18 protein-coding genes and 1 riboswitch are annotated in these 20,110 nt (G+C 69.6%); of the genes, 9 read left to right on the top strand and 9 right to left on the bottom strand.

What is annotated here, in order from left to right; genetic code table 11:
• Positions 1–28: 28 nt before the first annotated feature.
• Positions 29–346, top strand: a complete 318-nt coding sequence (locus OX958_RS30405; RefSeq protein ID WP_270133520.1) for a hypothetical protein — start codon at positions 29–31, stop codon at positions 344–346.
• Positions 347–395: 49 nt separating this feature from the next.
• Here OX958_RS30405 and OX958_RS30400 read toward each other — a convergent pair whose 3' ends face one another.
• The 8 genes from OX958_RS30400 to OX958_RS30365 form a co-directional block, all read right to left on the bottom strand.
• Complete coding sequence (locus tag OX958_RS30400) at positions 396–1,829, bottom strand: aminopeptidase P family protein (RefSeq protein WP_270133519.1); 1,434 nt, start codon at positions 1,827–1,829, stop codon at positions 396–398.
• A 272-nt stretch (positions 1,830–2,101) separates the two neighbouring features.
• The gene (locus OX958_RS30395; protein WP_270133517.1) at positions 2,102–4,300 is read right to left on the bottom strand and encodes an MMPL family transporter; all 2,199 of its coding nucleotides are present in this window, start codon (positions 4,298–4,300) and stop codon (positions 2,102–2,104) included.
• Between the two features lie 81 nt (positions 4,301–4,381).
• A complete protein-coding gene (locus OX958_RS30390) occupies positions 4,382–5,062 on the bottom strand; it encodes a response regulator transcription factor (RefSeq protein ID WP_270133515.1) in 681 nt (226 codons plus the stop codon).
• Positions 4,965–6,251 carry a sensor histidine kinase gene (locus OX958_RS30385; protein WP_270133513.1) on the bottom strand — a complete coding sequence of 429 codons (1,287 nt, stop codon included), beginning with the start codon at positions 6,249–6,251 and terminating at the stop codon, positions 4,965–4,967. Before OX958_RS30385 ends, OX958_RS30390 begins: the two co-directional genes overlap by 98 nt.
• 118 nt (positions 6,252–6,369) lie before the next feature.
• Positions 6,370–7,893, bottom strand: a complete 1,524-nt coding sequence (locus OX958_RS30380; protein WP_270133511.1) for an FGGY family carbohydrate kinase — start codon at positions 7,891–7,893, stop codon at positions 6,370–6,372.
• Positions 7,880–9,277 carry an alpha,alpha-trehalose-phosphate synthase (UDP-forming) gene (locus OX958_RS30375; protein ID WP_270133510.1) on the bottom strand — a complete coding sequence of 466 codons (1,398 nt, stop codon included), beginning with the start codon at positions 9,275–9,277 and terminating at the stop codon, positions 7,880–7,882. Before OX958_RS30375 ends, OX958_RS30380 begins: the two co-directional genes overlap by 14 nt.
• 6 nt (positions 9,278–9,283) lie before the next feature.
• A complete protein-coding gene (locus OX958_RS30370) occupies positions 9,284–10,285 on the bottom strand; it encodes a Gfo/Idh/MocA family protein (RefSeq protein ID WP_270133508.1) in 1,002 nt (333 codons plus the stop codon).
• Positions 10,276–11,712 (bottom strand): amidase, encoded by a 1,437-nt coding sequence (locus OX958_RS30365; protein ID WP_270133507.1) that lies wholly within the window; start codon positions 11,710–11,712, stop codon positions 10,276–10,278. The genes OX958_RS30370 and OX958_RS30365 overlap by 10 nt, the downstream gene beginning before the upstream one ends.
• A 179-nt stretch (positions 11,713–11,891) precedes the next feature.
• On the opposite strand from OX958_RS30365, the gene OX958_RS30360 reads away from it, so the two are divergent.
• The 3 genes from OX958_RS30360 to otsB are packed head-to-tail and all read left to right on the top strand — an operon-like array spanning position 11,892 to position 13,677.
• A complete protein-coding gene (locus OX958_RS30360) occupies positions 11,892–12,200 on the top strand; it encodes a DUF3263 domain-containing protein (protein ID WP_270133506.1) in 309 nt (102 codons plus the stop codon).
• 2 nt (positions 12,201–12,202) lie between these two features.
• Positions 12,203–12,847 carry a LytR C-terminal domain-containing protein gene (locus tag OX958_RS30355; RefSeq protein WP_270133505.1) on the top strand — a complete coding sequence of 215 codons (645 nt, stop codon included), beginning with the start codon at positions 12,203–12,205 and terminating at the stop codon, positions 12,845–12,847.
• Positions 12,844–13,677 carry a trehalose-phosphatase gene (gene otsB, locus OX958_RS30350; RefSeq protein WP_270133503.1) on the top strand — a complete coding sequence of 278 codons (834 nt, stop codon included), beginning with the start codon at positions 12,844–12,846 and terminating at the stop codon, positions 13,675–13,677. Before OX958_RS30355 ends, otsB begins: the two co-directional genes overlap by 4 nt.
• Here otsB and OX958_RS30345 read toward each other — a convergent pair.
• Positions 13,643–14,119 carry a hypothetical protein gene (locus tag OX958_RS30345; protein ID WP_270133502.1) on the bottom strand — a complete coding sequence of 159 codons (477 nt, stop codon included), beginning with the start codon at positions 14,117–14,119 and terminating at the stop codon, positions 13,643–13,645. The genes otsB and OX958_RS30345 overlap by 35 nt on opposite strands.
• A gap of 103 nt (positions 14,120–14,222) precedes the next feature.
• Between OX958_RS30345 and OX958_RS30340 the strand changes: the two genes are divergently transcribed.
• The 5 genes from OX958_RS30340 to OX958_RS30320 all read left to right on the top strand — a co-directional run bounded on the left by OX958_RS30340 (position 14,223) and on the right by OX958_RS30320 (position 19,890).
• Complete coding sequence (locus OX958_RS30340; protein WP_270133501.1) at positions 14,223–15,383, top strand: Fic family protein; 1,161 nt, start codon at positions 14,223–14,225, stop codon at positions 15,381–15,383.
• Between the two features lie 117 nt (positions 15,384–15,500).
• Positions 15,501–16,496, top strand: a complete 996-nt coding sequence (locus tag OX958_RS30335; RefSeq protein WP_270133500.1) for an IS481 family transposase — start codon at positions 15,501–15,503, stop codon at positions 16,494–16,496.
• A 182-nt stretch (positions 16,497–16,678) separates the two neighbouring features.
• Positions 16,679–17,479: a DNA-3-methyladenine glycosylase family protein gene (locus OX958_RS30330; RefSeq protein ID WP_270133499.1), complete on the top strand. Its 801-nt coding sequence runs from the start codon at positions 16,679–16,681 to the stop codon at positions 17,477–17,479.
• Positions 17,480–17,525: 46 nt separating this feature from the next.
• Entirely contained in the window at positions 17,526–18,767 is a 1,242-nt protein-coding gene (locus OX958_RS30325) for a cation:proton antiporter (protein ID WP_270133497.1), read from the top strand.
• Between the two features lie 157 nt (positions 18,768–18,924).
• A complete protein-coding gene (locus OX958_RS30320) occupies positions 18,925–19,890 on the top strand; it encodes a helix-turn-helix domain-containing protein (protein ID WP_270133495.1) in 966 nt (321 codons plus the stop codon).
• Positions 19,891–19,966: 76 nt separating this feature from the next.
• Positions 19,967–20,107: riboswitch (SAM riboswitch) on the top strand.
• Positions 20,108–20,110: the final 3 nt, after the last annotated feature.

Raw genomic sequence — 20,110 nt, 5'->3', positions numbered from 1 at the left:
GGGATTTGATCATCTATCTGGAGGATTCATGCGCTCGATCGCCCTCGGTGCCCTGTCCCTGCTGGTTACGGCCGCCGCCGTAGCCGTGCCCGTTACGACCGCCACGCCCGCCCAGGCTGCCGTTACCGCGCCCAACTGCGAGGTGTGGCGCTCGAGCGGTGCGGCGCTGACCGGGTTCGGCCGGTGTGTGACTGCCGACGGCTACCCGCGGTTCCAGATCAAGGTCCGGTGCTCGAACGGCACTCTGATCTACTCGCCGATCGTGCGCCTCGGTCAGACCACCTGGGCGACCTGTACGGCAGCCCAGGGCATCGTCGGCTCGATCCAGGCCGTCGGCAAGAACTGACCGGCCAGGCCGCCTCGCCGGGCATCTGCCCAGCGAGGCGGCGGCTGGGTCAGCCGGCCATCCAGGCTTCTACCGCGTCGATCTCTCGGGGCATGGCGGCGGAGAGGTTCTCGAACCCGTCCGCGGTGATCAGGATGTCGTCCTCGATCCGGATGCCGATGCCGCGGAGGTCCTCGGGCACGGTCAGGTCCTCGGCCTGGAAGTAGAGGCCGGGCTCGACGGTGAGGACGTAGCCGGCTTCGAGGTTGCCCTTGTTGTACTTCTCGTTGCGGGCGGCGGCGCAGTCGTGCACGTCGATGCCGAGCATGTGGCTGACGCCGTGCAGGGTGTAGCGCTGGTAGATGCCGCTGTTCGGGTCGAGCGCTTCGTCGGCGCTGACCGGGAGCAGTTCCATCGCCTCCAGGCCGCGGACGATGACCTCGATCGAGGCTTCGTGGCCGGCCCGGAAAGCGACACCGGGCTTGAGCGCGTTGATGCCGGCGTTCTGGGCGTCCAGCACCAGTTGGTACAGCTCGCGCTGACGCGGGGTGAACTGGCCGTTGATCGGCAGCGTGCGGGTGATGTCGGCGGTGTAGAGGTTGCGGTTCTCCACACCCATGTCGAGCAGCATCAGGTGGCCGTTGTCGACGGTGCCGTCGTTCTCGATCCAGTGCAGCGTGGTCGCGTGCGGCCCGGCCGCGGCGATCGAGGTGTAGCCGACGTCGTTGCCCTCCGCGCGGGCCCGGCGCCAGAAGGTGCCCTCGATCCAGCGCTCGCCGTACTTGCGGACGCTGTCCATGTCGGCCAGTACGTCGGAGAAACCGCGGTGGGTGATCGCGCAGGCTTCGCGGAGCTGCTCGATCTCGAACGCGTCCTTGACCAGCCGTAGCTCCGACAGCGTGAAGGCGAGCTCGCCGTCGCGGTCGGCGTCGGTCTTGGTGCCGCTGAGCAGGGAGGCGATCGAGCTGTCCTCGCCGCGGCGGACGCGGGTCGGTACGTCGCTCTTCAGCACGTCGGCGAGGGCGTCGACGTGCCGGGTCTCGATCCCGAACTCCTTGGCGGTCTCGGTCAGTGACGGGCGGCGGCCGGCCCACAGCTCGCCGTACATCCGGTCGCGCCAGAACTCCTCGCCCTCGCTGCGGTCCGAGCGGGGCCGGAAGTACAGCACCGAGTCGTGGCCGCTGGTGCCGTTGGGCTCCAGTACCAGGACGGCGTCGGAGGTCTGGTCGCCGACCAGCCAGACGTAGTCGGTGTGCGGGCGGAACGCGTAGTCGGTGTCGTTGGAGCGGACCTTGAAGGTGCCGGCCGGGATCACCAGCCGCTCACCGGGGAACGCCTGCGAGAGCGCGTCGCGCCGCTTCGCCGCCCACGTCCCCACGTCACTGAGCGTGACGTCGTCTCGCTCGATCGAGCCCCAGCCGGAGTTCATGAACTCGCGCAGCTTCTCGCCCGACGGGCTGTCGTGGGTCGCGGTCTTCGGGGCCTTGTCCGTGCTCTCGCTCATCGTCGAGCCATCCTCATCTCAGCGCGCGGTGTGCAGTTGGTCGCCGCGGAGCGTGCCGTTGTCGGGCAGCACCTCGGCGGGGTCGGAGCCGATCCGGCTGATCGCATCGCCCCCGTCCACGAAGACTACGCCCGGCTCGAAGATCTTGGCCTCCGGTACGTCGTCAGCCGGTTCACCCTGCCGAACTCCGAGACCTACCCCTGCCGACGGATGGTTACCCCCGGTACTAACCGGGGGTAACCATCCAGTGGCGGGGGTAGGTCTCGGCGGGGTTAGTGGGCGGTGAGGGCGGGCTCGCGGGCCGGTACGTCGGGGGTGAGGGTTTGGCGCAGTTTGTCGCCCTCCACGTCGATGTCGGGGAGCAGCCGGTCGAGCCATCGCGGCAGCCACCAGGCCGAGCGGCCGAGCAGCGCCATCACGGCCGGCACGATCGTCATCCGGACCACGAAGGCGTCGATCGCGACCGCGAAGGCGAGCCCGAAGCCGATCTGCCGGACCAGGGTCTCGCTGGACAGGATGAAGCCCGAGAACACCGCGACCATGATCACCGCGGCGGCGGTGACCACCCTGGCACCGTGACTGAAACCGTCGACCACCGCCGCCCGCGGCGTCGCCCCGTGCACGTGCTCCTCCCTCATCCGGGTGACCAGGAAGACCTGGTAGTCCATCGCGAGGCCGAACACGATCCCGACCAGGAACACCGGCAGCATGCTGATGATCGGTCCGGCCTGTCCCTCGATGCCGAACAACCCGGCCAGCCAGCCCCACTGGAACACGGCGACGACGGCACCGAAGGTCGCCGCGACCGTCAGCAGGAACCCCAGCGCCGCCTTCAGCGGCACCAGGATCGACCGGAACATCACCATCAGCAACAGGAACGCCAGCCCGACAATGAGCGACAGGTAGGGCAGCAGCGCGTCGTTCAGTTTGTCGGAGATGTCGATGTTGAAGGCCGTCGTACCGGTCACCGACACCTCGGCACCAGCCAGCTCCGGCGCCGCCCGGATCGCCTCGACCAGGTCCTTGGTCTGGTCGGTGCCGGGCCCGGTCGACGGGATCACCGTCAGCAGAGCGGTGTCACCTTGTGGGTTGAAGTTCGGCGGCGTCACCACGGCGGCACCGGGCAACTTCCGTACTGCGTCCGCGGTGGCTGCCGCGGCACCCTTCGGATCGGCGGCGCCTGCCGCGTCGACCACGAGCATCAGCGGGCCGTTGAAGCCGGGGCCGAAACCGTCCGACAGCAGTTCGTAGGCCTTGCGCTGGGTGGAATCCGGCGCGGCGGTGCTCTCGTCGGGCAGCCCGAGCTTGAGATCGGTGGCGGGGATCGCCAGCACGCCGAGACCGGCGACGGTCACCAGCAGGACCGCCAGCGGACGCCGGGTGACGAACTTGGCCCATCGGCGGCCGGCCGAGGGCCTGCCGCTCGTTCCCTCCGGATCGCCGCCGCGCAGGCCGGGGAGCTTGCCGCCGAGCACGCGGCGGCCCGCCATCCCGAGGACGGCAGGGAGCAGGGTGATCGCGATGGCCACCGCGATCACGACGGTGAAGGCCGCCGCGAGCCCCATCTGGGTGAGGAACGGAATGTCCACCACGATCAGGCCGCCCAGGGCGATCACCACGGTCAGCCCGGCGAAGACGACCGCCGAGCCCGCGGTGCCGACCGCCCGGCCGACGGCCTCCTCGGGCTCCAGTCCGGTGCCCAGTTCGTGCCGGTAGCGGGACATGATGAACAGGGCGTAGTCGATCGACACCGCGAGCCCGATCATCACCGCGAGGATCGGTGTCCCGGAGCCGATGTCGACGAAGCCGGTGGCCGCGGTGATCGCGGTGGCACCGATCCCGACCCCGATGATTGCCGAGAGCAACGGAAGTCCGGCCGCGATCAGGGAGCCGAAGGTGATCAGCAGGACCACCGCGGCGACCCCGACCCCGATCACCTCGGTCGCGCTCTGCTCCTGCTGCACCTGCATCGCGTCGCCACCGAGCTCGACGGTGAGGCCCGCTTCCCGGGCCGGCTGCACCGCCTCGGTCACCGCTTCCTGCGCTTCCGGCGTGACCTCCTGCGCACTGACCTGGTAGGCGACTTGGGCGTATCCTGTCCTGCCGTCGGCCGAGATCGCCTTGGCGGTAAAGGGATCCACCACCCGGTCCACCTGCGGCGCGGCTCCGATCTCGTCGAGAGTACTCCGCACCAGCGCCGCGTTGGCGGGATCGGCGAGCTTGCCACCCGGCGGCGCCTGGAACACGATCCGGGCCGTGCCACCGTCCGCCCCTGCCTGCGGGAACCGCTCGTCGAGCAGGTCCAGCGCTCGCTGCGACTCGGTGCCCGGAATGGAGAAGCCGTTCGCGGTCGGACCGGACAACGTCGCAGCGCCGGTGATGCCCGCGACGAGCAGCCCCAGCCAGATGAACACGACCATTCGGCGTCGGCGGAACGCGAACCTGCCGAGGCGGTAGAGGTAGGTAGCCATGCTGACGATCGTTGCGTCCGGCCCCTGTAGTCCGCGTCCACCGGCCGTGGGCTCCCCGCCGTACTGCGGGCGTCGTACGGGCTACTGCAGCGGTTGTACGCCGGCTGTGACCAGGCCGGTCCGGTAGGCGATCACCACCAGCTGCGCCCGGTCGCGCGCCTCGAGTTTCATCATCGCGCGGTTCACGTGCGTCTTGGCCGTCAGTGGCGAGAGCACCAGCCGATCGGCGATCTCGTCGTTCGACAACCCCAGCGCCACCAGGCCGACGACCTCGCGCTCCCGGTCGGTCAGCACGTCCAGCTCGGCCGGGAGGACGCCCGAGCCGGCCTCGGGCTGGGTCAGGAAACGGTCCATCAGGCCCCGCAGCGCTTTCGGCGACAACAGCGCGTCGCCGCGGGCGACCGTGTGGATCGCGCTGATCAACTCCTCCGGCTCGGCGCCCTTGCCGAGGAACCCGCTGGCACCGGCACGGATCGCCTCGAAGACGTACTCGTCGATCTCGAACGTGGTCAGGATCAGCACCTTGACCCCGACCAGCGACTCGTCGGCGGTGAGCTGCCGGGTCGCCGCGAGGCCGTCGAGCCCGGGCATCCGGATGTCCATCAGGATCACGTCCGCGCGGTCGCTGCGGGCCAGGTCGATCGCTTCCTGCCCGTTCGCCGCCTCAGCAACGACCTCCAGTCCAGGCGCTGAGTTCACCAGCACCCGGAATCCGCTCCGGATCAGCTTCTGATCGTCGGCCAGCAGTACCCGGATAGTCACCAGTAGCTCCAGTTTCCAGAGGAAGCACGGCGTGGACCCCGAATCCGCCGTGCGGTAGAGGTCCGGCGGTGAGGTCGCCGCCGACCGCCGCGACGCGCTCGCGCATACCGAGCAGGCCGTGCCCGGAGCCGAGTGGGTCCGCCGCGACGCCGCTGTACGGCGTACCGGGGTGGCCGCCGTCGTCGGTGACCTCGATGGTGAGCGAGCCACGCCGCTCCTCGAACCGCACCCGGACGGCGGCACCAGGAGCGTGTTTGACCACGTTGGTCAGGGATTCCTGCAGGATGCGGTAAGTGGTCAGCTCGAGCACGTCGGGCAGCGAAGCGGGAACCGGCGGCTCCCAGTCGATGCTGATTCCGGCGGCGGTGGACGACTCGATCAAGGCGCCCAGCTCCTGCAGGGAGGGTGCCGGGGCGGTCGGCAGCGAGTCAACGCCTGAGCGGCGAAGTACGCCGAGCAGGACAGTCAGCTCGGACAGCACGGTCCGGCCGCCCTCGCGGACCAGTGCCAGTGCCTTCTGTGCCTCGTCGGGTTGCTCGCGCAGCAGATGGGACGCGACGCCGGACTGCACGTTCATCAGGGCGATGTGGTGCGCGATCACGTCGTGCAGCTCGTGCGCGATCCGCAGCCGCTCCTCGATCACCCGCCGCTCGGCCTCTTCCTCGCGGTCGTGCTCGGCCCGCCGGACCCGCTCCTCCAGCTCGGCCGAGTAGGCCCGGCGGTAGCGGACCGCCTCGCCGGTCGCGGAGGCGAACAGCACGAGCACGACGACGGTGAGGTTCGCCAGCAGCCCCTCGTCGGTGAACAAGGTGGCCGCGGCAACCATCACGACCGCGACCGTCGCGACCGCGATCGACCTGGTCCGGCGGTCCAGCTGGACGGCGACGGTGTACATCGCACAGGCCAGCGCCAGCGCGATCGGGCTCTTCACCTGTTCCGTGATCGCATAGGCGGCCCCGGCCAGCGTCGTACAGGCAAGCACGGTGACCGGCGCCCGGCGGCGGAAGACCAGCACGGCCGAGGCGAGCACGATGAGGGTCGCGCCGGTGGCGGTGAGCTCGATCTGGCTCTGGCCGTGCTTGGCGCCGGGCTGCACCAGATTGATGATCAGCACGACCAGGGCGATGGCGACGTCGCACGCCAGCGGATGCTTCCGGCACTTGGCGAACCACCGATCAGCCGGGCCCATTCCCTCACAGTACGGGTTGGCGGCGCCCGGACACGTCCTCCTCGGGTGGTATCCCGCGGCTACTGCGAGCGCAGTAGACGCGGGACGGGGTTCGCGCGTCCGGCTCCGGCCCCACCGGTTATTCGGGTTTTGCGCCGGGGGAGTCGGTGGTGCGGTTCTCGGCTCGGGGGGAGGGGAGTTCGTCGGCGGCGGTCGGGGAGACGGCAGCCTGGACCGCGAGTTCGCGCAGGGACTCGTAGCGGGGGCGGAGGAGTCTGATGCGTTCAGCCTCAGCAGGGACCGGGTCCAGGTGTTCGCCGCCGGGCTCGGGCGACAAGCCCAACGCGACCGCCGCCGCGCCTCGGGCGCCGACCTCGGGTTCGGAGCAGACGTCGGTCGGCCGGTCGAAGGTCGCGGTGAGGCAGCGCCGCCACCAAGCCGAAGCGTCGATGCCGCCGCCACCGAGGACGACTTCGAGCGGGCGGCCGAAGAGCTCGTCGAGCATCCGCAGCCCACGGTCGATCTCCAGCGACGCGCCCTGCAGGGAGGCGGCGAGCAGATCGGCGGCGGAGTCGTCGAACGACAGCCCGAAGTACACGCCGGAACCGCCCGGAACGATGTGCGGCGGCCGGGTGCCGGCGTGGAAGGGGATCGCGATGACTCGCGACGAGCCGATCTCCACCCCGACCGGCTCATCGGCTTCCAGGTTCAGTACGCCGGTCAGCCACGCGTGCAGGTTTCCCGCGGCGGAGAAGGCCATTCCGGTGACGGCGCGCTGATCGTCGACGCGGTAGCGCCACAGCTCCCACGGCAGCTCGGGGGCGCCCTCGATCGGGTGCACGACGCGCACGGCGGCCGACGTACCGACCGTCACGGCGGCGGTGGTCGCGTCGTAGCCGCCGGTGCCGACATTGGAAGCCGCACCGTCACCGGTCGGCGGATGAACCGGTACGCCGACCAGGCCCGGCCAGCGGCGCGCGTACTCCGCCGAGATCGCGCCGGTCCAACCGGTCGGCACGATCGGCGGAAGCTGATCGGCCGAGACACCGGCCACGGCGAGTGCTTCGGCGTCGTACCCGCCGGTGGCGAGGTCGAGCGTGCCGGTCCCGGAAGCGACGGAGACCGACGTGACGCGGTGGCCGGTCAGCCGCTCGAGCACCAGGTCGGGCAGGCCGGCGTAACACGACGGGTCCGTGACCGAGCGCAGCCAAGGGATCCGGCGGGTCCAGTACAGCCGGTGCAGCCAGGCGCCGGTGCGAGCGTGGAAAGCCTGCTCGTCGAAGGCCGGATCGAGCGCGAGCTCCACGGACCGGGTGTCGACCCACGGGATCACCGGCGTCAGCGGGGCGCCCTTGTTGTCCAGGGCAACGATCGAGTGCCACTGCGAGGACAGCACGATCGCACTGATCCCGGTCAGGTGGCCGCCCTGCTCCAGCTCGTCGAGACAGCCGAGCAGGCCTTCGACGTACCCGTGCAGATCGAGCGTCGCCTCGCCGGCGGCGCCGTACCGGGCACTGACCTTGTGCCGGGCGAGCGCGCCGGGGATCGGGGACGCGTCGGGGGACAGCACCAGGGCCCGGGCCGACGACGTCCCGAGATCCAGCGCCAGGATCCGCCCGCCACCGGCCCCCGGCTCTTCGTTGCCGCCGTCAGTCCTCCGCATGGAGCGCCTTCAGGAAGGACGCCGCCCAGACGTTCACATCGTGGGCGGCCAGGTGCTTGCGCATCGCCTTCATCCGGCGGCCGAGCTGACGGTCGTCGGTGTTCATGGCGTCGACGATGGTGTCCTTCATGCCGTTGATGTCGTGCGGGTTCACCAGGAAGGCCTGGCGGAACTCGTCGGCGGCGCCGGCGAACTCGCTCAGGACGAGCGCGCCGGTGTCGTCGTAGCGGCAGGCGACGTACTCCTTGGCGACCAGGTTCATCCCGTCCCGGAGGGGAGTGACGACCGCGACGTCCGCGGCCCGGAACAGCGCCGCCATCTCGGTGCGCGAGTACGACGTGTGCAGGTAGTTGATGGCCGGCGTGCCGATCCGGCCGTGCTCGCCGTTGATCCGGCCGACCAGCAGCTCGATCTCGTCCCGCAGTACCCGGTACTGCTCGACCCGCTCCCGCGACGGGGTGGCGACCTGGATGAAGACCGCGTCGTCGACCGAGACGCGACCCTCGTCGAGCAGCTCACCGAACGCCCGCAGCCGCTGCCGGATGCCCTTGGTGTAGTCGAGCCGGTCGACGCCGAGCAGGATGTGCGCGGGGTTGCCGACCTCCTCGCGCATCTCGGCGGCGCGGGCGATCGTCTCCGGCTGACGGGCGATCTGCTCCAGCTCGCCGACGTCGATCGAGATCGGGAACGCCTTGGCCCGCACCACCCGGTCGTCGGGCAAGTGGATGCGGTCGCCGCGGGTGCGCAGGCCCATCCGGTTGCGCGCCAGCCGGGCGAAGTTGGACGCCGCGCCCGGCCGCTGGAAGCCGACCAGGTCGGCACCCATCAACCCGTCGAGGATCTGCCGCCGCCACGGCATCTGCGCGAACAGCTCGGTCGGCGGGAACGGGATGTGCAGGAAGAAGCCGATCCGGACGTCGGGGCGCAGCCGCCGCAGCATCGCCGGCACCAGCTGCAGCTGGTAGTCGTGCACCCACACCACGGCGTTGTCGTCGGCCGCCTCCGCGGCCGCCTCGGCGAAGCGCCGGTTGACCGCGACGTACGACTCCCACCACTCGCGGTGGAACTCCGGCGCCACGATCACGTCGTGGTAGAGCGGCCAGAGCGTCGCGTTGGAGAAGCCCTCGTAGTACAGCTCGATGTCCTCGGCCGACAGCGTCACCGGGACCAGGTGCATACCGCCCTCGTCGAACGGGTCCACCTTCTCGTCGACGCCGCCGGTCCAGCCGATCCAGGCGCCCTGGTGGCGCTGCATCACCGGTGCCAGCGCGGTCACCAGACCGCCGGGGCTGCGGCGCCAGGCCGTCGTACCGTCGGGCATCTCGATCCGGTCGACAGGCAGCCGGTTGGCCACCACTACGAAGGAACTGCGTCCGCTCGGCATCAGCTGTTATCCACCCAGGTATTCGTCGTCGCCGGGGTAGCTGACCCCGATCTGTCTACGTGTCTCGTCGAGCAGCTCGAGGATCTCGATCGTGGCGGCATGCGGGAGGGCGGGGCACTCGATCTGCCCGGCGCGCAGCGCCCGCATCACCTCGGCTGCTTCGTAGTGGTACCCAAGGCCATGCGTCGGTACGTCGACGCGCTCCTCGCCTGCCGCGGTACTGCGGACGTAGTACGGCGGGTTGTGGAAGCGGCTCGGGAGCAGCAGGCTGCCGTCCTGTCCGCTGACCGAGGCGGTCCACGGGTTCTGGGAGCGCAGCCCGCAGGTCAGGGCGGCGACGGCCCCGGAGTCGTAGCGCCAGGCCATCGCGACGTTCAGGTCGACGCCGTCCGAGCTCAGCGAGCCGACCGCCTTGACCTCGGCGGGCTGGCCGAGTGCCATGTGGACGAAAGTCATCGGGTAGATGCCGCCGTCCATCAGCGCACCGCCACCGAGCGCCGGGTCGAGCAGCCGGGCCGGCAGTTGCGGCTTGTGGAAGCCGAAGTCGGCCAGCGCCTCCATCGGCTCGCCGATGGTGCCCTTGGCAAGGTCCGCGAAGAACGCCTGCACGACCGGGTTGGTGCGCATCCACATCGCCTCGGCGAAGAGCGTGCCGTTCTCGGCCGCGACGGCGACCAGGTCGCGCGCCTGCCGGGCGGTCAGCGTGACCGGCTTCTCGCACAGCACCGCGATCTTCGCCTGCAGGGCGGCCCGGGCGATCGCGTAGTGCTGCGGGTGCGGCGTGCCGATGTAGAGGACGTCGACGTGACCGTCGTCGATCAGCCGGCGGTAGTCGTCGTACCGGTGCTCGATGCCGAACTCGTCGGCGAACCTGGTGGCGCTGTCCATCGACCGCGACGCGACGGCGGTCACCACCGCTTCGCCGCCGAGCACGGCGAGATCCTTGGTGAACGAGGTGGAGATGTTGCCAGTAGCAACAATTCCCCAACGGACTCGGTCTATACCCATGATCTGAACTCCGGGGTCGGGAACGGGCCGTGAGCCATGATTCTCACGGCTTCGAACGCGTGCGCCAAGCGAATGAGGGTGGCGTCACTGCCACCGGTACCGCTGAAGGTGATCCCGACCGGCAGGCCCTCGACCAGACCCGACGGCACCGTCAGCAACGGGTAGCCGGCCAGTGCGGCATGGGACGACGAGCTTCCGAGCACGTGATCGCCGTTGACCAGGTCGATCGCCCAGGCGGGTGAGTAGGACGGCGTGACCAGGGCATCGAGCTGGTTCTCCCGCAAGAGATCGTCGATCCCGTCGCGGCCGGCCTTCAGCGCGGACAGCCTCGCCGCGACGTACGCCGGGGAGTCGAGCCCGTCGGTCTGCTCGGAGCGCTCGAAGAGCTCCTGGCCGAAATACCGCAGTTCGGTGTCGGCATGGGCTTTGTTGAAGGCGATGATGTCGGCGAGGGTCCGCGGGCCGCCCGGCCGGCGGGTGGCCAGGTAGGCGGTGAGGCCGACCTTCATCTCGTGTTCGAGGATCGCCAGCTGGTCGCGCTCGCTGCCTGGTGCCGGGAGCGAGAGGTCGTCGACGACCGTCGCACCGGCCGCGGAGAGCAGCACGAGGGCTTCTTCGGTGACTCGGTCGAGGCTGGTCGAGTAGCCCCACAGCGGTCCCCGCGGTACTCCGATGCGCACGCCGGTGAGGTCGCCGCCTCGGCAGCTTGCCTCGTAGTCGGTGCCGCCGCCGGTCAGCACGGTGAGCAGGGCAGCGGCCTGGCGAACCGTCTTCGTCATCGGTCCGGCGGTGTCCTGGGAATGACTCAGCGGGACGATGCCCTGCTGCGGGATCAACCCGACGGTCGGTTTGAGGCCGACGACGCCGTTCAGGGCCGCCGGGCAGACGATCGACCCATTGGTCTCGGTGCCGATCGCCAGGTCGGCCAGGCCGGCGGCGACGGCCGCGCCGGAACCGCTGGAGGACCCGCCGGCGGAACGGTTGAGGGCATACGGATTGCGGGTCAGGCCGCCGTACGCGCTCCAGCCGGACGACGACGCCGAGCCGCGGAAGTTGGCCCACTCGCTGAGATTGGCCTTGCCCAGGATGATGCAGCCGGCCTCGCGCAGCCGGCGGACCAGCGGGGCGTCGGACGGCGGCGGTGGCTGGTCGGCCAGCGCGAGGGAGCCCGCGGTGGTCGGCAGGTCTGCCGTGTCGATGTTGTCCTTGACCAGCACGGGCAGGCCGTGGAGCGGTCCGCGGGACCGGCCCTCGTCACGCTCCGCGTCCAGTCGGACGGCTTCGGTCAGGGCTGCTGGGTTCGGGGTGCAGACGGCGTTCACCAGAGGGTTCACCTCGGCGTACCGGGCCTGCAGCTCCTCGACCGTCGCGATGGCGGTTCGCGGGCCGGGCGACACGTCGCCGGGGCCCTGTCGAGTTGAGCTCACACCGTCGATCCTGCCAGAGTTGAGCGCGTCCGGCCGTCCGCCCGGTGTCCGTGGGACGCTCCGTCCGGCTCCCCGCGACACAGCTCCGGGTAGCTGCGCGGTGAATGACATTGCTGTGTTTCTCCGCGTAGGGTGGATCGCGGACGGACGATCACCGACCGCACGGGAGTCAGCAGCAGATGGACAGCGCCAACGCCAGCTCTTCCGGCCCCGCCGAGGCGGGCCAGCCGGCCGCCGCTGGGTTGTCCGACCGCGACGGGGCGATCCTGGGCTTCGAGCGGCACTGGTGGAAGTACGCCGGTGCCAAGGAGCAGGCGATCCGGGACCAGTTCCAGATGTCGGCCACCCGCTACTACCAGGTGCTCAACGCCTTGATCGACAAGCCCGAGGCCCTCGCGCACGACCCGCTGCTGGTCAAGCGCCTGCGCCGCCTCCGGGCCGCCCGCCAACGGGCCCGATCCGCCCGCCGCCTGGGTATCGAGGTCTGATCTTGAACCGCTCTCCGGACGAACGAGGCCAGGTCCTCTCGTCCCTGGTCGCCGTGCTCGCCGTCGTCGCGATCGTCGGCGGGTTGCTGGTCCTTTTCGGCACCCGCGGTAACGACTCCGTCGCAGACTCGGGCCAGCCGGCCGGCAAGACCACGCCCAAGCCGTCGGGTGGACCATCGGCGAGTACGCCGGTGCAGACCGGCAGGCCGGCCGCGCCAGTCTCCTCGGTGCCAGTCTCCTCGGTGCCAGTCTCCTCGGTGCCCACGACGAAGCCCTCGGCCCCTGCGTCCACACCGCCGCCGGTGCCTGCCTCCACGCCTGCTTCGGAGGCGCCCAGCGTGCCGCCCAGCAGTCCGGCATCGATCCCAGCCGCCAACCGGCCCGCTGTCGAGGTCTACAACAACACCACCCGCAAGGGTCTGGCCGAGGACGTCGCGATCCGCGCCCGCCAGGTCGGCTGGATCGTCACCGGTCAGGACAACTGGCGCGGCAAGATCGTCTCCAGCACGGTCTACTTCCCGGCCGGGATGCAGGCCGAGGCGAACCAGCTGGCCCGGGACATCGGAGTCAGCCGCACCAAGGAAGCCCTGCCGAACATGAAGAAGGACCGCCTCAGCGTCATCCTGACGACGGACTACGCCGGATGAGCACTCCCGTACTGGCGACTGCCGCCGGGCGGGCAGGCTGGGAGGCGATCGTCGGCGACCCCGTCGGGGCGGTCATCGCCACCGACTTCGACGGCACGCTCTCACCGCTGGTCGAGGATCCGTCGATGTCGCGGGCGGCCGAGGGTGCCCTGGACGCACTGGCCCGGCTGGCGCGCTCGGTGGGACAGGTCGCCATCGTGACCGGTCGCCCGGCACTGGTCGCCACGGAGTTGTCCGGCGTGACTGGGCATCCGGGGCTGGGGCGGCTCGTAGTACTGGGGCATTACGGGTTGGAGCGCTGGGAAGCCTCCACTGGTGCTGTCACCAGCGATCCGGTGCCAGGGGGTGTCGCTGTCGCTCGGGAGCGACTTCCCGCGCTTCTGCAAGGTGTCGGTCTCGGCGACGCGTTCGTGGAGGACAAGGGCAGCTCGCTGGCGGTCCACACTCGCCGCCTCCCCGACCCGGTCCCTGCTCTCGAGGTACTGCGCCAGCCGCTGACCGAACTGGCCGAATCGGTCGACCTCCGCCTGGAGCCCGGCAACCTCGTCCTGGAGCTCCGCCCGCCCGGTATCGACAAAGGCGTAGCCCTGCGCCGCCTGATCGACTCCACCGGCGCCCGCTCGGTCCTGTACGCCGGTGACGACCTGGGCGACCTGGCAGCCTTCCACGCAGTCAACGCGCTCCGCGCCGACGGCCTTCACGCCGTACTGGTCGCTGCCCGTTCCTCCGGCGCCACCGCACTCACCGACGCCGCCGACATCGTCGTAGACGACCCGGCTGGCGTGGTAACCGTCCTCACGGCCCTCGCGGACGCGATCGCAACGCGCTGAACGCCTGACTGAAGGTCTGGCCGAGCGGCTGGACCGGATACTCGGTGTAGTTGCCGTGCTGGAGGTTCGCCAGGCGTTCGAAGGGATTGCGGGAGGCCGGGCAGCCGGTTCGCAGCCAGGACCAGCCGGCGCCTACGACGTACAGCGGGAGCATCGGCAGGCCGATCAGGCAGAAGTACTGCCAGGAATGCCGCTCCTCGTGCTGCACCAGCAGCGGCCGCGCGTCGAGGTACTCGCGATCGTGTCTGCTCAGCACCAGATTGCCGATCGTGAACGCGCCAGCCATCGGGAACCGCAGCTTGTAACCGGTCGCATAGAACAGCCCCCGCGGCCCCCGGCTGAATTTCGCCCGCCCGAGCAACCCGACCAGTAGCCCGGCGGGCGTCGACAGATTGGCGGTGTTCCCCACCAACTTCACCACCTGCCACCCCGACATCCCCATGACTCAAGTATTGGCCTGCGTCACCCGTTCTGTCTCTATGTCGCAATTCTTGGGACATCCCGTGCTATTTTGTCCTGAGAATTGCGACATTAGGACAGGGAAAATGATCTTCAGTACGCCGAACCCGGACGCGGAGGACCAGCAGGCGTTGGAGCAGATCCATGCGTACCGTGCTGAGTTGGCCGACGTGATGCGCATACCTCGCCGCTGGGCGGGAGGGCTCCGTCGGAGCATGCTCGCACGAGCGATTCAGGGCTCGAACAGCATCGAGGGGTACGCAGTACGGGTGGACGACGCTGTCGCCGCCCTCGACGACGAAGAGGCACTGAGTGCCGACGAGCAGACCTTCGCCGAGATCAGGGGGTATCGCCAGGCACTCGGGTATGTGCTGGCGATGGCGGGCGACGCCGACTTCACGCTCGATGTGGCCGCAGTCCGGGCCATGCATTTCATGATGCTGAGCCATGACCTGTCGAAGAGCCCTGGCAGCTACCGGCGGCGCGAGATCTACGTTCATGACGAGAAGACCGGAGAGAACGTCTACGAAGGCCCTTCGGCGGAAGACGTTCCGGGGCTGGTCGAGGAGCTGGTGGCCGAGCTGGCCAGCGCTTCCGGAGTGGACATGCTGGTGCGGGCGGCGATGGCGCACCTCAACCTGGTGATGATTCATCCTTTCCGGGACGGCAACGGCCGGATGGCCAGGGCGCTGCAGACCTTGGTGCTGTCGCAGTGCGGTATCGGTGAACCCGCGTTCTCGAGCATCGAGGAGTGGCTGGGCAGCAACACCGAGGACTACTACCGGGTCCTCGCGCTGACCGGTGCCGGCAGTTGGCAGCCGGAGCGTTCGGCCGAGCTGTGGGTGAAGTTCAATCTTCGGGCTCATCACATCCAGGCCCAGACGGTGGCTCGGCGGTACCGCGAGGCGGGCAGGCTCTGGCTGGCCTTCGATCGCCTCTCGGAGGAGTTCAAGCTGCCGGACCGGGTGGCCGACGAACTGTTCGACGCGACGCTCGGGTTCCGTATCCGCCGATCGACCTATGTGCGCCGGGCCGGGATCGAGCAGAGAACCGCCACGCGTGACCTGGCCAGGCTCACCGAGCTCGGTCTCCTGCGGCCGGTTGGCGAGACCAAAGGACGTCACTACGTGATGGGCGATCGGCTCGCCGCGGTGAGGAAGCAGGAGCTTCAGGCCCGCACACCGGTGGTCGATCCCTACCCCTGGATGCGCCAGCGGCTGGCGGCCGCAGGCGGACCTCTCCACTAGCTGTGATGTCCAGGAAGGTTGTCCCGTGTTGCGGCGGTGAGTCGGTGTGACAGGTGAAGGCCTCCGGTTGTGAAGTGGAGCTGTCTAGTTCACCGCTTCACCACACCGGAGGCCTTCGTGTCCCACGTTAACGCGACTTTGACCCCCCGCACCCGGCTACGGCTCGCGCGTCTGATCGTCGATCAAGGCTGGAGCTGTGCCGCGGCGGCGAAAATGTTCATGGTCGCAGCCAAAACGGCGCGCAAATGGGCCCAGCGGTACCGCGCCGAAGGACCTGCAGGGATGGCTGACCGCAGCTCCCGCCCGCGCCGCAGCCCCTTCAAGACCCCGCCACACCTGGTACGCCGGATCGTGCGGTTGCGGTGGCGCCACCGGCTCGGCCCGGTACAAATCGCCGGCCGCCTCGGCCTGCCCGCCTCCACCGTCCATGCAGTACTGGTGCGCTGCCGAATCAACCGGCTGTCCCGGATCGACCGGGTCACCGGCGAACCCCTGCGCCGCTACGAACACGACTATCCCGGATCGCTGATCCATGTCGATGTCACCAAATTCGCCAACATTCCCGACGGCGGCGGCTGGCGCTACCTGGGCAAACAACAAGGCGACAAAAACCGTGCCGGCACCGCGCTACGGACCGGACGCACCGCCAAAGGCCACCCCAACATCGGTACCGCGTTCGTGCACACCGTCATCGACGACCACTCCCGCCTCGCCTACGCCGAAATCCACACCAACGAGAAAGCCAGCACCGCCACCGCAGTACTCCAACGCGCCGTCGCCTGGTTCACCCACCACGGCGTCACCGTCGAACGCGTCCTGTCCGACAACGGATCCTGCTACCGCTCCCACGCCTGGCACGACACCTGCACAGCACTCGCCATCACCCCGAAACGCACCCGGCCCTACCGGCCACAAACCAACGGCAAAATCGAACGCTTCCACCGCACCCTGGCCGACGGCTGGGCCTACGCCCGGCTCTACAACTCAACCAACCAACGCAACACAGCCCTACCCGGCTGGCTCCACTTCTACAATCACCACCGAGCCCACTCCGCCATCGGAGGCAAACCACCAATCAGCCGACTGACCAACCTCCCTGGACATCACAACTAGCTGTCGGTGGGGTGGGTAAGACTTGGGGGGTGAGTTCGGTGGTTCGGCGGTGGCGGCCTGGGCGGGTGGTGGATCCGCATGTGGTGATCGGGGGGCTTCGGAAGGGGCCGGGGGATCCGGCTTATGTGTTCGAGGTGGGGCGGCGGACTGTTTGGCGGGCTACTCGGACGCCGGAGGGGCCGGTGCTGATCAGGCTGACGCCGTACTCCGCGTTGGCGGAGGTCGAGGCTGAGGCGTGGGGGCCGGGGGCTGCTTGGGCGGTCGACGGGGTGCCTGAGTTGTTGGGGGACGGGGACAGCTGGGACGGGTTCGAGCCGTTGGCGGAGCACCGGGCGCTGGTCGACGCGGCTCGGCGGTTCGCTGATTTCAGGGTGCCGCGGACGCGGGCGGTGTTCGAGGCGATGGCGGCGGCGGGGATCGAGCAGGTGGTGACCGGCAAGGAGGCGTTCGCGGGGTGGCGGATGCTGCTGCGGGAGTACGGCGAACCGGCGCCCGGGCCGGGGTCGCCTGACGGCCGGAAGATGATGGTGCCGCCGACACCTGAGCAGTGGCGGCTGATCCCGTCCTGGCAGTGGTTGAGGGCCGGGGTGGAGGGTCGGCGGTCGCGAGTGGTGATCACCGCCGCGACGCGGGCCGCAGCGTTGGAGCGGACGCTTGAGCTGACCGATGGAGCTGAAATCGAGCGGCGGCTGAGGTCCCTGCCCGGTGTCGGGGTGTGGACGGCTGCCGAGGTGCGGCAGCGAGCGCACGGCGACGCCGACGCGTTCTCCTTCGCCGACTACCACATCTCGCGCAACGTCTCCTACGCCCTGACCGGCGAGGAGTTGGACGACGACGGCTGCGCCGAGGTGATCGAGCCCTACCGCGGCCACCGGTACCGCGTGCAGGCGCTGCTCGCGCTGGCCGGCATCACTCACCCTCGCTACGGGCCCCGCAAATCCCTGCCTACTCACACCCCGGGTGCCACTCACCGGCTCCGCTGACCGTGCCCGCGGGTGAAAGCGGGGAACTTGGGCACAAGATGAGCCTATGAAAATCGATGGGGACGGGCTGTACCTGGTGGCCGGGGCGGCTCTGCTGGTGGGGGCCGTGCTGCCGCGGCTGCTGCGCCGGTATGCGATCTCTGCGCCGATCGCCTTCGTGGCTGCGGGGCTGCTGCTCGGCTTGTTCGTCGATCAGTCGCGGATGAGCCCGATCGCCGAGCCGAAGTTGACCGAACGGCTCGCCGAGTTGACCATTCTGGTCGCGCTGATGGGTGTCGGGCTGGCGATCGACCGGCCGATCGGCTGGAAGCGATGGGCGGTGACCTGGCGGCTGCTGCTGGTCGCCATGCCGGCCTGTATCGCCGCGATGGCGGGAGTGGGCTGGCTGCTCGGGCTGGCGCCGGCGACGGCGCTGCTGCTGGGCGCGGTACTGGCGCCTACCGATCCGGTGCTGGCGTCCGACGTACAGGTCCAGGGGCCGACGACCGGGGAGGGCGCCGAGCCGGACGAGGACGACGAGGTGCGGTTCGCGTTGACCTCGGAGGCCGGGCTCAACGACGGTCTCGCCTTCCCCTTCATCTACGCGGCGGTTTTCGCCGCGACCAAGGGCGCGGTGGGCAACTGGGCGCTGGAGTGGTTCGCCTGGGATCTGGTCGGCAAGACCGTGATCGGAGTGGCCATCGGAGTCGGGGCCGGCTGGGTGCTCGGCAAGATGGCCTTCTCCGCGCCTTCGCGCACCTTCCGCCTGGCGGACTCACGCGAGCCGGTGCTGGCGCTGGCCATGACTCTGGGCGTCTACGGACTCGCGGAGGTGCTGCACGGCTACGGGTTCGTCGCGGTGTTCGTCGGGGCGATGACGCTGCGGGCGTCCGAGCGCGACCACGAGTTCCACGAGGACCTGCACGGCTTCATCGAGCAACTCGAGCACATTCTCACCTGGGGGATCCTGTTGCTCCTCGGCGTGGCGATCACCGGTGGGCTGCTCGAACCGCTGACCTGGTCGGGCGTCGCGATCGGGCTGCTGCTGGTGTTCGTGCTGCGGCCGGTGAGCGCATGGCTCTCGCTGGCCGGTACGCCGATGCGCCGGTCCGAGCGCTGGGTGACCGCGGCATTCGGCGTCCGCGGCGTCGGCTCGATCTTCTATCTCGCGTACGCCGGCGCCGACTTCTCCACAGATCTCTCCTGGCTGTGGGCGACCGTGGGATTCACCATCGTGCTGAGCGTGCTCGTGCACGGCGTCGCGGCGACTCCGATGATGCGGATGCTGGAGCGCCGGCGCGCTGGTTGAGGGCCCGGGCCGGCGGCTCGGCGCCGTGCCGGATCGCCGCGGCTGCTGAGACTCCGGCGGCGAAGTCCTTCAGTTTCTCGATCATGCCTTCATCCTCCGAGTCCTGCCTCGGGCGCAGAAGTGGCAAAGAAGACCATGACCGCTAAGATTTCGACATATGCAGCGACCGACCGTGTCAGTGCTCGCGTACGACGGGATGACGGCGTTCGAGGCCGGCATCGTGATCGAGGTGTTCGGGCTGGTCTGGCCCGACATCGACCATCCCTGGTACGAGCTGAAGGTCTGTACCGAGACGCCGGCGCCGGTCCGGGTGATCGGGGGCGCGACGATGAGCAGCCCGCACGGCCTGACGGAGTTCGCTGCTGCCGACACGGTCGTCATCCCGAGCGTCGCGAATCCGCGCGGCGAGACGTCGCCCGAGTTGATCGAGGCGCTCCGGGAGGCACAGGCCCGCGGCGCGCGGATCGTGTCGATCTGCTCGGGCGCCTTCGCGCTGGCCGCCGCGGGGTTGCTCGACGGGCGGCGAGCAACCACCCACTGGCGGTACGCCGACCTGCTGCGAACTCGCTACCCGCGGGTGCTGGTCGATCCCGAGCCGCTCTACACCGACGAGGGTGACGTGCTCACCAGTGCGGGCTGCGCCGCGGGCCTCGACCTGGCGATGCACCTGGTCCGGAAGGACTTCGGCGCGGCGATCGCCAACGCGGTCGCCCGCCGGATGGTGATCCAGCCCTACCGGGCCGGTGGCCAGGCGCAGTACATCGAAGCGCCGATGCCGCCGGAGCCCGCCGACGCGCCGGTGGCCCGGAGTCTCGGCTGGGCGCTCGAGCACCTGGCCGAGGCGATCGGCGTACCGGATCTGGCGCGGGAGGCCGGCCTGTCGCCCCGGACCTATCTGCGGCACTTCGTCCGGGCGACCGGTACGACGCCCGCCAAGTGGCTGATCGCCCAGCGGCTGCAGGCGGCCCTGACGATGCTGGAGACCGGTGACGCGCCGGTGGAGGAGATCGCGCTGGCCGCCGGTTTCGCCACGCCGGTGACGTTCCGGCACCACTTCGCCAAGCAGTTGCGGACGTCGCCTTCGCAGTACCGGCGGACCTTCCGGGCGCGGCAGGCGGAGTGAACTTCGGCTGAGATCAGCTGTCTCGCATGGTGGGATCACAAGACACAATATGGACCCGGTTGGGTAACCTCGGCAGTGCTCATCCAGAGGGACTGAGGGAAACGGCCCGTTGAAGTCCCGGCAACCCTCCCCGTTCGGCGTCTCGATCCGAGATGTTCGGCGGCGGACCGGTGCCAAATCCGTCCTGTGCCGAGATCCGGTGCGGGGAAGATGAGGAGGG

Origin of the sequence: Kribbella sp. CA-293567, assembly GCF_027627575.1 — a bacterium.
GTDB lineage: Bacteria > Actinomycetota > Actinomycetes > Propionibacteriales > Kribbellaceae > Kribbella.
This window is presented reverse-complemented; position numbering and strand designations above follow the sequence as displayed.

Bases quoted from the DNA above. Each gene is read 5' to 3' on its own strand.
- OX958_RS30385 (WP_270133513.1), bottom strand. From the start codon at position 6,251: ATGGGCCCGGCTGATCGGTGGTTCGCCAAGTGCCGGAAGCATCCGCTG.
- OX958_RS30360 (WP_270133506.1), top strand. From the start codon at position 11,892: ATGGACAGCGCCAACGCCAGCTCTTCCGGCCCCGCCGAGGCGGGCCAG.
- OX958_RS30340 (WP_270133501.1), top strand. From the start codon at position 14,223: ATGATCTTCAGTACGCCGAACCCGGACGCGGAGGACCAGCAGGCGTTG.
- OX958_RS30325 (WP_270133497.1), top strand. From the start codon at position 17,526: ATGAAAATCGATGGGGACGGGCTGTACCTGGTGGCCGGGGCGGCTCTG.
- OX958_RS30320 (WP_270133495.1), top strand. From the start codon at position 18,925: ATGCAGCGACCGACCGTGTCAGTGCTCGCGTACGACGGGATGACGGCG.
- OX958_RS30380 (WP_270133511.1), bottom strand. From the start codon at position 7,893: ATGCGGAGGACTGACGGCGGCAACGAAGAGCCGGGGGCCGGTGGCGGG.
- OX958_RS30405 (WP_270133520.1), top strand. From the start codon at position 29: ATGCGCTCGATCGCCCTCGGTGCCCTGTCCCTGCTGGTTACGGCCGCC.
- otsB (WP_270133503.1), top strand. From the start codon at position 12,844: ATGAGCACTCCCGTACTGGCGACTGCCGCCGGGCGGGCAGGCTGGGAG.
- OX958_RS30400 (WP_270133519.1), bottom strand. From the start codon at position 1,829: ATGAGCGAGAGCACGGACAAGGCCCCGAAGACCGCGACCCACGACAGC.
- OX958_RS30395 (WP_270133517.1), bottom strand. From the start codon at position 4,300: ATGGCTACCTACCTCTACCGCCTCGGCAGGTTCGCGTTCCGCCGACGC.
- OX958_RS30375 (WP_270133510.1), bottom strand. From the start codon at position 9,277: ATGCCGAGCGGACGCAGTTCCTTCGTAGTGGTGGCCAACCGGCTGCCT.
- OX958_RS30370 (WP_270133508.1), bottom strand. From the start codon at position 10,285: ATGGGTATAGACCGAGTCCGTTGGGGAATTGTTGCTACTGGCAACATC.
- OX958_RS30345 (WP_270133502.1), bottom strand. From the start codon at position 14,119: ATGGGGATGTCGGGGTGGCAGGTGGTGAAGTTGGTGGGGAACACCGCC.